The following is a 12,231-nucleotide window of genomic DNA, read 5'->3' as shown; positions in this document are numbered from 1 at the left end:
GTCAGGTGCCGTGGCTCTCCAGGACTTCGGACCACTCGCCGAGCACGCGGACCCGTTCGCTGGAACCCGCTGGGGGGATGTAGGCCGCGTACATGCGGCCGTATGTCACGCTCGCCGACCGGGCGAACGACTTGCCTGCGGTGCGGACCGCGGCCGCACCCTTCAACGTGACCGTCGCGCCTGCCCGCCGGGCCTCGCGGAGGTCGGTGGAGCGGGCGCCGTACCAGACCAGCGCGCCCCCGTCGCGGGTCATCAGTGAGCGCACCGGACCCTCCCGCAGGTAGGAGAGCGAGAGCCTCCACCCCGCCCGCTCCAACTGGGCGCGTTCCTGCTGCCAGAACCGCACGGCCTCGCTGGTCCAGGGACCGTCGGCGAAGATCGGGTCCGGCGTGGTGCTCTCCATGCTCGCCAGGTGGGCCTCGGCGATCCGGCGCGGGGTCGCCAGCAGCCCGGAGGCGTTCTCCGGCAGGCTGGTGGCGTATCCCTCGGCGTCGGCCGCGATGCCGGGCAGCGGTTCCGGAGGGTTTCGCGCGTCGGCGGTGAACGCCGTCAGCCGCCATCCGGCCGAGGTGCGGGTCAGCACTTTGCTCACCCTGGCGACCCCCGGCTGGTGGGAGACGGCCAGGAACCAGTCGGTGGTGCCGTTGGTGTCGCGGGGAACCCATACCTTCGGTTCGGGCCATGGCCCTGCCGGCACTTTCGCGTCCTGCATGCGTGCGGTCTCGAAGCTCGCTCGTGACATCTCCAGCGCGAGTCCCTGCTCCAGCTTCCCCATCGCCCGGCTGTCCATCGAGAACTGGGTCATGGAGAGGTCCCGCGCGTAGCGTTCGTGCACGCGCCGCGCCTCCCTGACGCTGAGCCGTGACGGCCGCGAATCCACCGGGGACGTCACCGAGGACTCCGGCGAGGGTTTCACCGGGGAGTCCTCCGGCGGTTTCGCGGAGGCCGCCGGAGGATCCGTCTTCTCGGTCTCTCCGGCGGCGGTGGCCGGGGGCCTGCGGGACGGTTGCCGCGTGTCGTCGGGTGCCGGCGGCGGCACGGCGGCCTCCCAGCCGCTCCGGTCGGGCGCCGGCGTGGAGTTGACGAGCACGGCCCCGGACTCGGGGGAACGGGAGGCGACGGCCCAGGCTCCCGCACCGCCCAGGGCGGCCAGGGCCACCCCCGCCAGGGCGAGCCTGCGCCACCCGGATGTCCCCAGCCGCTCGGGCTCCCAGTCCTCGCCGTCCTCGAAGCCGCTTCCGGCGGCGGTGTCGGCGTGCCCAGATGGCCAGACGCGTTTGTCTGGGGGATCTGATGCATGCCGCGACATAGATCCCGATATTAGACTGACAATGATCCTCGGGGAAGGTAAAGGAGGGAGGTTATTCATAATTAAGACTTATGTCACTTGAATAGCATAAGATTTCGGATAGGGGCTATCCGAAATCCCGGTTTAAGTGGTTCTGATAAGAGTCGCACCGTGCTAACCTGGCCTTCTCTAGAGATTTCGCCCGGTGGTCGCCCGACGGCGAATCCGCTTCGGGGGTGACCGCAGGACTCCTCGCGTCGCGCGCCTGCCAATGATCATGCAATCTTTCCCGGTTTGACATGAATAGTTCTCATATGCGCGAGCCGGTCGATTCCGTTCGGACAGCGGCGAGCCTTGACCCGGCTCCGGAAGAAGAGTCTTCTCGTGGTGGAACCGGTGGGCCGCCGGGGAAAGGGGTGTGGTGACAGATGCCTTCGGAACCGCTGTCCTCGGGGCCGCGTACCGGACGCCGATTCTCGGCACGGCAGGCCGTCTCCGTGGTGACGGCGACACTCCTCGTCGCCTACCTGGTCCTGGTGCCGCTCGGCCTGATCGGCCAGGACCGGCGCCTTTCGACCCCGGAGATCCTGGTCGCGGTGGCGGTCCTCGTGCTCTCGCAGTACTCGGTCGAGGACCTCACTTTCGACGCGGGCGGGGCGAGCCGGATCCGGCTGCGCCGGGTCGAGGATCGCCAGCGGGTCATCGAGTCCGACATCCACGTCCTGCAGGTGGCGCTCTCGGGCATCGTGACCAAGCACGAGCTCAGGCATCTGAGGGGTCTGGCCTCCGACGGGCCGTTCGACGTGCAGTACTCCAACCACATGGTCCGCGAGCTGGAACGGCTGGACGCCATGCGCTTCGTGGTCCCGATCAGGGAGGCGGGGATCAACGCCATCCGCATCGACCACCAGGGACCCGACGACAGGTTCGACCTCCAGTCCTACGTCGCGATCACCAACCGCGGCCGCGAGTACCTCAAGCTCCTCGACAGCCTCGCGGCCCAGGAGCACGGGACCCTGCTGGACGACGCGGCGCCGCCGGCGGGCGGCTGACCGGGGACGGGCGGCGCGGGATGTGAGACGGCTGTGACTTCCACCGGAGAATCCCGATAATCCATGCGTGACCGGATATTCCAGGCGATCCCTTCTCCGGCTCGGCGGTGCCGTCGCGGTCGGAGCGCTGGTCCCGCCGCATGCCGTGCACATGAAGGAGGGCCCGCGCGCGGCCGACCCGGGAGACGCGGCTTTCGCCCTGCTGCGCCGCCGGTGGCGGGAGGTGACGGCGGGGCCGGGGTTCGACGCGACGGCTGAGCCGTACCGGACCCGGCTGGCCGAGCTGGGCGTGAGAGCGGCCGGATACCGGGACGCCATGGCACCGGCCGGCACGAGGCTCTGGCCCGGCCTGCCGTTCCCCTCGCTCGTCGCCACCCCCGCCCGGCTGCAGGCCATGGCCCGCGCGTACGCCCTGCCCGGGACCGGCCTGGCCGGTGACGCGGACCTGGCCGCCGCCGTGGCCGCCGGCATCGACCACTATCGGCGGCTGGTGTACGCCGCGGGCGCGGATCCGGCCGGAAACTGGTGGCACTGGGAGATCGGCGCGCCCAGGAAGCTCCTCGACGCGGCCCTGCTGATCGGCCCCCCCCTGACGGACCGGCAGAGCGCGGCGCTGCGGGACGCGGTGGACCACTTCGTCCCGGAGTGCCGCCTGGACGACTACAGCGGCACCAGCACCGGGGCCAACCGGGTGGACCTGTGCACGGTGACGCTGCTGCGCGCCGTCCTCGGCTGCGACCCGGACAGGGCGGCCCTGGCGGTCTCGGCGCTCTCCCCGGTCTTCCGCCACGTCTCCGAGGGCGACGGGTTCTACCGGGACGGCTCGTTCGTCCAGCACACCTTCGTCCCCTACCAGGGCACGTACGGAGCGTCGCTGCTGTCCGGCCTGGCGACCCTGTTCGCGGTCGTGAGCGGCTCGCCGTGGGAGGTCGCCGACCCGGCCCGGCAGATCGTCTTCGACATGGTCGAGAGGTCGTTCGCGCCGGTCGTCCACGACGGCTTCTGCATGGACCTCTTCAGCGGTCGCGCGGTCGGCAGGGAGCCGTACGGCGACCACCGCAGGGGGCACGCGATCGCCGCGGCGATCCTGCTGCTGGGGGAGGCGGCCTCCACCGCCGAGCGGGCCCGCTGGCAGGGCATGGTCAAAGGGTGGGCGCTGCGGGAGACCTCCGTGCCCATGCTGGAGGCGGCCGAGCGCAACGACCTGGGGTTCCACGCCCGCCTCGCCGCGATCCTGGACGACGACGCGATCCCGGCGGCCGCCGAGCCCGACGGGCACCGGTTGCTGGCGATGAGCGCCCGCGCCGTCCACCGCAGGCCGTCCTGGTGCGCGGGGCTCAGCATGGCCTCCCACCGGATCGGCCACTACGAGCACGGCAACGGTGAGAACCTGCGCGGCTGGCACACCGGGTCGGGAATGCTCTACTGGTGGGCCGACGGCCACGGCGACCAGTACTCCGACTCCTTCTGGCCCACCGTCGACCCCTACCGCCTGCCGGGCACGACCGTCTCCACCCGGCGGCTGGCGGACGGCGCCGGCACCGCGTGGGGCGACACCTGCCCGCCGTGGCGCTGGGTGGGCGGTGCCACCGACGGCGTGTACGCGGCGGTCGGCCAGCACCTGAGCGGCTTGGAGAGCACGCTGGAGGCCTTCAAGTCGTGGTTCTTCCTCGACGACGCGGTGGTCTGCCTGGGTGCCGGGATCACCGCCGAGGACGGCGTGCCGGTCGAGACCGTCGTGGACAACCGCAGGACCGGCGCGACGCTCACCGTGGACGGTGATACGGACGGTGACACGCGCGGCGGCCCGGACGGGCCGGTGGGCTGGGCGCACATCGAGGGGCACGGCGGCTACGTCCTGCCCGGCGGCGCCCGCCTGCGCACGCTGCGTGAGCGGCGCACCGGCGGTTCGGAACCGGTGACCCGGAGCTACGTGACCCTCTGGCTCGACCACGGCGTCGACCCCGTCGCGGCCGGGTACGTCTACCTGCTCCTGCCGGGGGCGAGCCTGGCCGAGACCCGGGCCCGCGCCGCCGCCCCCGGATGGGTGTGCGTGCTCGCCAACAGCGACCGCCGGCAGGGCGTCCGGATCCCGTCGCTCGGGATCACCGCGGTCAACTTCTGGAACGGCGGAGCCGCCGGCGACGTGGCCGCCTCCGCCCCGTGCTCCGTCCTCGTCAGGGAGCGAGGCGACGGTACGGCGACGCTGACCGTCTCGGATCCCCGGCGCGACCTGGACGAGCTGACCGTGGTCTGGGACCGGCCGGTGGCCCGCCTGATCCGCGGGCACCCGCTGCTGGCGGGTGCCGCGACCGGTGCGAGGCTCATCCTCAGGTTCGGGCGGCTGTCGGACCGCGGCGGCGCCTCGAAGACGGTCACCGTACGGCTCGGCTGAGATCCCGGCCGGCAGCCGGCGACCAGATCGGGCCCGCGCCGCCCGCCGCCCGGGCGGCTATCGCGCCGAAGCCGTTCACCCGCCCAGCGCCTCCCGCTGGATCCGCTCGGACTGGGCGCCCATCGCCTCGGCGAGCGCGTTGGCCCCCGACAGGGGCCGGACCATGACCGTGAGGTCGTCGATCAGGCCGTTCTCGTCGAAGTGCAGGAAGTCGCAGCCGTTGACCTCCTTGCCGTTCACCTTCGCCTCGAAGACCAGCACGTGGTCCCGGCCGTCGGCACTGGCGATCTCCCGGACGTAGCGGAAGTCCTCGAAGACGCGCAGGGCGCCCCGCAGGACCGCCGCCGTGATCGCCTTGCCCGGGTACGGCTTGAACGCGATCGGGCTGTTGAAAACGACGTCCTCAGCCAGCAGCGCCTCGACGGCCTCCAGGTCTCCGGCTTCCACGGCCTTGCGGAACGGGTTCATCCCCTGAACTCCTACTGAATTAATTGAGTAAGTGCTTGGGACGATAACCGCGTGGGTGATCGCTGTCCATGATTAGTTGCAAAATTGACTATTCAACTTCGTGATAGCGTGGCCGCATGGCACTGCGTAACGCGGTCATGGCCGCCCTGCTGGAAGGCGAGGCGTCCGGATACGACCTGGCCAAGGGCTTCGACGCCTCGGTGGCCAACTTCTGGATGGCCACGCCCCAGCAGCTCTACCGGGAGCTGGAGAAGATGGAGGCCGACGGCCTCGTCGAGGCCCGTGTCGTCCAGCAGGAGCGCAGGCCCAACAAGCGCCTGTTCTCGCTGACGGAGGCCGGGCGCCGGGCGCTGAGCGAGTTCACCTCCGAGCCGTCCAGGCCGGGCGCGATCCGCGACGAGCTCCTGGTGAAGGTCCAGGCCGTCGACGCCGGCGACGTCACCGCCGTCCGGGCGGCGATCGGCGAGCGCATGGAGTGGGCCAGGGCGAAGGTCGCCCGCTACGAGCGGCTGCGCGCCCGGCTCCTCGGCGGCCGCACCGAGGAGGAGTACCTCGCCCACGCCGAGCGCGTCGGCCCCTACCTGACCCTCATGCGCGGGCTGAGCTTCGAGCAGGAGAACATCCGCTGGGCCGAACGGGCCACGGCCGTCCTGGAGCGGCGGCTCCTCGCGCGGGACCGGTGACGCCGTCCCCCGTGCCGGGTCCCGGCGCCCGGTCCCGTCTCTCCGGGGCCGGGCCCGAGGAGCCGCCGGCGGCTCGCGCTAGGGGGTGAGAACGCGATCGACGAAGCCGGCCACCTCTGCGAGCACCTCGTCCTTGTTGGTCTCGTTGAAGACCTCGTGCCGGGCTCCGGGGTAGACGCGCTCGGTGAGGTTCGTGCCGCGGATGCCGTCGATGCCGACGCGGCTGCCGTCGAGCGGGATGAGCTGGTCGTCCTCGCCGTGGATCCACAGGGTGGGCAGGTCGCCGAGCGAGCCGGCCGCGGCGATGGCCTCCATGGTCCGGGCGAAGGCGTCGACGGTGGGCTTCTTGAACGGGCCGTGCCAGACCAGCGGGTCGGCTGCGTAGGCCTCGCCCACGGTGAGGTCGCGCGAGAGGGTGGCCGGATCGATGGGGATGTCGGGGATCTCCTCCAGCGCGGCCAGCACCTCCAGCGCCGCCCACTTGCCGATCAGCGGCCCGGACAGTACCAGCGCGGCCGGCTCCGATCCGTGGCGCTGGGCGTAGCGGGTGGCGATCATGCCGCCCATGGAGTGGCCGACGACCACCACGGGGACGCCGGGGTGGTCGGCCCTGGCCTGCTCCACCACGGTGTGCACGTCGGTGACGACGTCCTCGAAGTCCTCGATCAGCGCCCGCTCGCCCGAGGACCTGCCGTGCCCGAGGTGGTCGGGGCCGTAGACGGCGGCACCGTGCCGCACGAGTGCGGCGGCGACGTGCTCGTAGCGGCCGATGTGCTCGCCGTACCCGTGCACCAGGATCGCGACGTAGCGGGGGCGCTCATGCGGCCACACCTGAACGGCGATCTCACCACGCGTGCCGGTGAAGTTCATGTCTGCTCCAACAGGGGTCGGATGGGTGCGGCGAGCGTACGCCCATCCCTAAAGTTCGACAATATCGAACGCTGACATCGTTATCCGAACCGATCGCGAAACCCTGGGCGAGCGGCTCGTGCGGTTCCGCGGTCGCGGCCGGCCGGCACACGGGGGCCGGGCCAAGGCGCGGCACCGAGAAGGGCCGCCCGGGGTGTCAGGCGTCCGGGTGGCGACCGGCTTCCGGAGCGTCCCTGGTGGCGGATCGTAAGCGTCGATCCGCGCCCGGACCGGATCACCCGCCCGCCTGACCTGCGCCTACGGTCCCGATTCGACGGGGCGGCGTCGGACGCGACCGGTTGACATGCGCCGAGAGCCGAATTACATTCCAGTATTGTTCGGCAATGTCGAACAGTAGGAAAAGAGGAACCCTGTGCCTCGACAGCACTACGTCGCCGCGATCGACCAGGGCACCACGTCAAGCCGGTGCATGGTGTTCGACCGGGACGGCAACATCGTCTCCGTCGCCCAGCGCGAGCACCGGCAGATCTTCCCCCGGCCGGGCTGGGTGGAACACGACGCCGAGGAGATCTGGCGCAACGTGCGGGCCGTGCTCGCCGAGGCCACCAAGGGCCTGGAGATCGCCGCACTGGGCGTCGCCAACCAGCGGGAGACGACCGTCCTGTGGGACAGGCGCACCGGCCGGCCCGTCTGCAACGCGGTCGTCTGGCAGGACACCAGGACCGACGCGCTGGTGCGCGACCTGGCCGGTCACGAGCCGCTGTTTCGCGGGCGTGCGGGCCTGCCGCCGGCCACCTACTTCTCCGGGCCGAAGATCCGCTGGCTGCTGGATGAGACGCCGGGCCTGCGCGAGCGCGCCGAGCGCGGCGACGTCTTGTTCGGGACCATGGACAGCTGGCTGATCTGGAACCTCACCGGCCGCCACGTCACCGATGTGACCAACGCCAGCCGTACGCTCCTGATGGACCTGCGCAGCCTGCGGTGGGACGAGGAGCTGCTCGAGGCCGTCGGCGTGCCGCGGGCGATGCTCCCGGAGATCCGTCCCTCCTCCGAGGTGTACGGATACTTCGGTGAGATCCCGGTGTCTGCGGCGTTGGGTGACCAGCAGGCGGCGCTGTTCGGCCAGACCTGTTTCTCCCCCGGGGAGACCAAGTCCACCTACGGCTCGGGCAGCTTCCTGCTGATGAACACCGGCGCCGAGCCGGTCGCCTCCCACCACGGCCTGCTCACCACCGTCGCCTACCAGATCGGTGAGGCCCCGGCCGCCTACGCGCTGGAGGGCGCGATCGCGGTGACCGGCTCGCTGGTGCAGTGGCTGCGCGACAACCTCGGCCTGATCTCCAGCGCCGCGGAGATCGAGACGCTGGCCAAAACCGTGCACGACAACGGCGGCTGCTACTTCGTCCCCGCCTTCTCCGGCCTGTTCGCCCCCTATTGGCGCAGCGACGCGCGGGGTGTGATCGCCGGGTTGACCGGTTACATCACCAAGGGCCACATCGCCCGGGCGGCGCTGGAGGCCACGGCTTTCCAGACCCGCGAGGTCGTGGACGCGATGAACGCCGATTGCGGGTTGCCGCTGACGGTGCTCAGGGCCGATGGCGGTATGACGGCCGACAACCTGCTCATGCAGACCCTGGCCGATGTGCTCGCGGTCCCGGTGGTGCGGCCGATGGTCGCCGAGACCACCTGTCTGGGGGCGGCGTACGCGGCGGGGCTGGCGGTCGGTTACTGGCCGGACATCGCCGGTCTGCGCGGCAACTGGCACAAGGCCGCCGAGTGGCGGCCGCAGATCGGCCAGGCGGTCCGGGAACGGGAGTACCGGAACTGGAAGAAAGCCGTGCAGCGCACGCTGGACTGGGCCGAGCCGTAACCCTGCCGCCGGGACAGCGCAGAGGAAGCGCCGGGGAAGCCGGCACCTCCATGACCAGACAGAGAGCCCGCGCCGATCTGCCGATCCCGGCCGGCCTCGTTCCGCTCTCCGCGGCGGTACGGCGCAGCCGTGCGGACAGCCGTACGGACAGAGCCGTTGAAGAACCCGCCCCCGTCCAAGGAGTGACCCCATGACCACCACCACCTTCTCCAGCCGTGCCCAGACCCGGGAAGAGCTGTCGCGCACCACCTTCGACCTGCTCGTCATCGGCGGCGGCATCCTGGGCACCTCGGTGGCCTGGATGGCCGCGCAGGCCGGGCTGCGGGTGGCGATGGTCGACGCGGGCGATTTCGCCGGCGCGACCTCCAGCGCCTCCTCCAAGCTGGTCCACGGCGGGCTGCGCTACCTGCAGACCGGCAACCTCAAGCTGGTCGCAGAGAACCACCGTGAGCGCCGCGCGCTGGCCGCCGACATCGCTCCGCACCTGGTCAAGCCGCTGGACTTCGTGGTCCCGATCTACAAGGACGGCCCGCACGGCGCGGCGAAGATGGGCGCGGGGGTGTTCCTGTACTCGGCGCTGTCGGCCTTCGGCGACGGTGTGGGCCGGGTCGTCACCCCGCGTCAGGCACTGGCCAGGGTGCCCTCCCTCCGGCGCGAGGGACTGCGGGCCGCCGCCGTCTACGGCGATCACCAGATGAACGACAGCCGGGTCGCGATCATGACCGTGCGCGCGGCCGTCGAGGCGGGCGCGGTCGTGCTCAACCACGCCGAGGTCGTCGGCCTGCGCTTTGACCGGGGCCTGGTCTGCGGCGCAGACCTGCGGGCCGACGGTGCCGAGTTCGGGGTGAACGCCCGGCTGGTGCTCAACGCCACCGGACCGTGGGTGGACGTGCTGCGCCGGATGGAGGACGCCGGGGCCGCGCCCAGCATCCGGCTGTCCAAGGGCGCGCACGTGGTCATGCGCCGCCCCGACCACTGGAAGGCCGCACTGACCACGCCGATCGACAGGTACCGGGTCTCCTTCGCCATCCCGTGGGAGGACCACCTGCTGCTGGGCACCACCGACGAGGAGTACACCGGCGACCCTGCCGCCGTGCGCGCCACCGACGCGGACGTGACGCAGATCCTGGACGAGGCGGGCATGGCCGTCGAGGGGCTGCGCCGCGAGGACGTCACCTACACCTTCGCCGGGCTGCGCGTGCTGCCCGGCGGTCCCGGCCAGGTCACCGCGGCCAAGCGGGAGACCGTCGTCACCCGCGGCAAGGGCGGGATGTTGTCGGTCGCGGGGGGCAAGTGGACGACCTACCGGCACATCGGCAAGGTCGTCCTGCGGACGCTGGGCCGCCTGCTCGGCGGCGACGACCTGGCCGCGATCCTGCCCGCCGTACCGCTTCCCGGCCTGGCCAGCCCGGACGCGGTCGCCATGCGGCTGTGGACCGACCGCGAGCCGGGCGTCCGGATGGATCCGCTGGTCGCCCGCCACCTGGCCACGCACTACGGGGCGATCGCCTTCGACCTCGCGCGGCTGATCCGCGAGGACCCCGCGCTGGGCGAGCGCATCCACCCCGGCGGCCCCGACATCTGGGCCCAGGTCGTCTACGCCCGCGACCACGAGTGGGCCGTCACGGTCGACGACGTCGTACGGCGCCGCACCACCCTCACCGTCCGCGGCCTGGACACCTCCGAGATCCGGACCCGGATCGGAGAGGAGCTCCACGAGACCGCCTGACGGCCCGGGGACGTGCTCTCCCTGCTCTCCGGATCGGCCCCTGCGGAGCGGCGCTTGCCGGGACGGACCGGCCTCTAGGACTCCCGCACCGGCAGGAGCAGCGGGCGCTTGGCCACGCGGCCGTCACCCGACGAACGGCCCCGCAGCCGCCGCATCAGCCACGGCGCCAGGAATGTCCCGACCCAGGCCAGTTCGGTCTGCACGAGCCGCCATCGTGTCCGGGGCGGCAGCGGAGGCGCCAGCGGGTCGGTCCAGGAGGTGTCACTGCCGGGAAGTCCCAGGACGCAGGCGGCGGCGGCCGCGATCCGGGCATGGCCGAGCGGTGTGGCGTGGATGCGGTCGGGGCTCCACAGCCGGGCGTCGACCGTGACCTCGTAGGGGAAGCTGTCCACCACCAGCACGCCGTACCGGTCCGCCGCCGCCCGGATCCGCTCGTTGAAGTCCAGCAGCCGCGGCCGCAGATGCCGCACGAGCGGAGCGATCCGCGCGACGTCGGGAAAGGTGAAGGTGATCACCGTCGCGCCGGAGGCGGTGAACGCCCGGAACATCGCCTCCAGGTCCGCCGCCACCGCCTCGGCGTCGAAGCCCGGCCGGACCAGGTCGTTCATCCCGGCCATGACCGTCACCAGATCCGGCTCCAGGGCGAGCGCCGCTTCGAGCTGGCCGGCCCGGACCTGCCCGGCGAGGTGGCCGCGCACCGCGAGGTTGGCGTAGAGGAGGCCCGGACTCTGCTCGGCCAGCAGCTCGGCCAGCCGATCCGCCCAGCCGCGGTAGCCCGCCAGCTCGTCGCCGTCGTTCATGCCCTCGGTCTGGCTGTCGCCGACCGCCACGTATCTCAGGTAACCCATCGGCACTCCTCCGCCAGTACCTATTCAACTATGCGAATAGTAGCTTAGGCGATTAAACGGCTGGGCTCCCTGCCCGGCACCGCCGGCCCGCGCATACCATTCAGCGGTGGAGGTTTTGGAGCCGGAGGCGTGGCGGGAGCGGGAGGAGACCCACCAGCGACGGGTCGAGGCGTGGACGGCGCCGTACCTCGCGCGCAGGGCGCGAGGCGAGGCCCATCCCGTCGAGGACTTCCTGTTCACCTACTACGAGCACCGGCCCGCGCGGCTGCGGCAGTGGCACCCGGGCGCCGGGGTCGTCCTGAAGGGGGCGCGCGACTTCGGCCGCGACTACCTCGACACCTCCGAAGGAGCCGTTCTCGACACCGCGGCGCTGTCGGACAGACGAAGGCCCACCGTCGAGTGGATCGCGCGGCTGCTGGCCGCCACCGCTGCACGGCCGGCATACCTGGGCTGCTTCGGCCTGCACGAGTGGGCGATGGTCTACAGGGCCGCGGAGGTACGGCACGGCTCCTGGCCGATGCGGCTCAGCGGGGAGGAGATCGCGGAGGTCGTGGAGCAGCGGGGCGTGCGGTGCGGTCACTTCGACGCGTTCCGCTTCTTCACCCCTGAGGCGCGCCCGCTCAACGCGCTGCAGCCGACGCGGCAGCAGCAGCCGGAGCTGGAGCAGCCGGGCTGCCTGCACGCCAACATGGACCTGTACAAGTGGGCGTACAAGCTGTCACCGCTGGTGAACAGTGAGCTGGTCGCCGACTGCTTCGCGCTGGCCCGGGACATCCGCGCCGTGGACATGCGGGCCAGCCCGTACGACCTGAGCTCGCTGGGGTATCGGGCGATCCGGATCGAGACGCCCGAGGGGCGGGCCGAGTACGCCGCCGAGCAGCGGGGGTTCGCCGAGCGGGCGCGGCCGCAGCGGCAGCGCCTGCTCGACGCCTGCGAGCGGCTGCTCGCAGGCGCCGCCCGCTGAGTGATCACTCGTCTGCGACGGATCAACCGGCGTATCATTCGCTTTCGCGTCTCGACGATCACCG

General features: G+C 71.6%; 10 protein-coding genes. 6 read left to right on the top strand and 4 right to left on the bottom strand.

Going from position 1 to position 12,231, the window contains the following annotated elements; translation table 11 throughout:
• Position 1: 1 nt before the first annotated feature.
• On the bottom strand, positions 2 to 1,309 hold the full coding sequence (locus tag HS041_RS03595) for a DUF8094 domain-containing protein (RefSeq protein WP_196439085.1): 1,308 nt from the start codon (positions 1,307 to 1,309) through the stop codon (positions 2 to 4).
• A gap of 479 nt (positions 1,310 to 1,788) precedes the next feature.
• Here HS041_RS03595 and HS041_RS03590 point away from each other — a divergent pair, with 479 nt between their 5' ends.
• On the top strand, positions 1,789 to 2,340 hold the full coding sequence (locus tag HS041_RS03590) for a hypothetical protein (RefSeq protein WP_196439084.1): 552 nt from the start codon (positions 1,789 to 1,791) through the stop codon (positions 2,338 to 2,340).
• 67 nt (positions 2,341 to 2,407) lie between these two features.
• A complete protein-coding gene (locus tag HS041_RS03585) occupies positions 2,408 to 4,735 on the top strand; it encodes a polysaccharide lyase 8 family protein (protein WP_196439083.1) in 2,328 nt (775 codons plus the stop codon).
• Between the two features lie 75 nt (positions 4,736 to 4,810).
• On the opposite strand, the gene HS041_RS03580 is transcribed toward HS041_RS03585, so the two are convergent.
• A complete protein-coding gene (locus tag HS041_RS03580) occupies positions 4,811 to 5,203 on the bottom strand; it encodes a nuclear transport factor 2 family protein (RefSeq protein ID WP_196439082.1) in 393 nt (130 codons plus the stop codon).
• Positions 5,204 to 5,319: 116 nt separating this feature from the next.
• On the opposite strand from HS041_RS03580, the gene HS041_RS03575 reads away from it, so the two are divergent.
• Complete coding sequence (locus HS041_RS03575) at positions 5,320 to 5,886, top strand: PadR family transcriptional regulator (protein WP_196439081.1); 567 nt, start codon at positions 5,320 to 5,322, stop codon at positions 5,884 to 5,886.
• A 78-nt stretch (positions 5,887 to 5,964) separates the two neighbouring features.
• On the opposite strand, the gene HS041_RS03570 is transcribed toward HS041_RS03575, so the two are convergent.
• Positions 5,965 to 6,756 (bottom strand): alpha/beta fold hydrolase, encoded by a 792-nt coding sequence (locus HS041_RS03570; RefSeq protein WP_196439080.1) that lies wholly within the window; start codon positions 6,754 to 6,756, stop codon positions 5,965 to 5,967.
• A gap of 412 nt (positions 6,757 to 7,168) precedes the next feature.
• On the opposite strand from HS041_RS03570, the gene glpK reads away from it, so the two are divergent.
• Entirely contained in the window at positions 7,169 to 8,626 is a 1,458-nt protein-coding gene (gene glpK, locus HS041_RS03565) for a glycerol kinase GlpK (protein WP_196439079.1), read from the top strand.
• Positions 8,627 to 8,816: 190 nt separating this feature from the next.
• A complete protein-coding gene (locus HS041_RS03560) occupies positions 8,817 to 10,355 on the top strand; it encodes a glycerol-3-phosphate dehydrogenase/oxidase (protein WP_196439078.1) in 1,539 nt (512 codons plus the stop codon).
• Positions 10,356 to 10,429: 74 nt separating this feature from the next.
• Here HS041_RS03560 and HS041_RS03555 read toward each other — a convergent pair whose 3' ends face one another.
• Positions 10,430 to 11,203: an SGNH/GDSL hydrolase family protein gene (locus HS041_RS03555; RefSeq protein WP_196439077.1), complete on the bottom strand. Its 774-nt coding sequence runs from the start codon at positions 11,201 to 11,203 to the stop codon at positions 10,430 to 10,432.
• A gap of 106 nt (positions 11,204 to 11,309) precedes the next feature.
• On the opposite strand from HS041_RS03555, the gene HS041_RS03550 reads away from it, so the two are divergent.
• A complete protein-coding gene (locus tag HS041_RS03550; RefSeq protein WP_196439076.1) occupies positions 11,310 to 12,167 on the top strand; it encodes a 3-methyladenine DNA glycosylase in 858 nt (285 codons plus the stop codon).
• Positions 12,168 to 12,231 lie beyond the last annotated feature (64 nt).

The organism is Planomonospora sp. ID67723, assembly GCF_015711605.1.
Lineage (GTDB): Bacteria > Actinomycetota > Actinomycetes > Streptosporangiales > Streptosporangiaceae > Planomonospora_A.
Note: the sequence above shows the minus strand (reverse complement) of the source record. Positions and strands in the feature narration are given on the sequence as shown.

Bases quoted from the DNA above. Each gene is read 5' to 3' on its own strand.
- HS041_RS03595 (WP_196439085.1), bottom strand. From the start codon at position 1,309: ATGTCGCGGCATGCATCAGATCCCCCAGACAAACGCGTCTGGCCATCT.
- HS041_RS03580 (WP_196439082.1), bottom strand. From the start codon at position 5,203: ATGAACCCGTTCCGCAAGGCCGTGGAAGCCGGAGACCTGGAGGCCGTC.
- HS041_RS03575 (WP_196439081.1), top strand. From the start codon at position 5,320: ATGGCACTGCGTAACGCGGTCATGGCCGCCCTGCTGGAAGGCGAGGCG.
- HS041_RS03570 (WP_196439080.1), bottom strand. From the start codon at position 6,756: ATGAACTTCACCGGCACGCGTGGTGAGATCGCCGTTCAGGTGTGGCCG.
- HS041_RS03560 (WP_196439078.1), top strand. From the start codon at position 8,817: ATGACCACCACCACCTTCTCCAGCCGTGCCCAGACCCGGGAAGAGCTG.
- HS041_RS03555 (WP_196439077.1), bottom strand. From the start codon at position 11,203: ATGGGTTACCTGAGATACGTGGCGGTCGGCGACAGCCAGACCGAGGGC.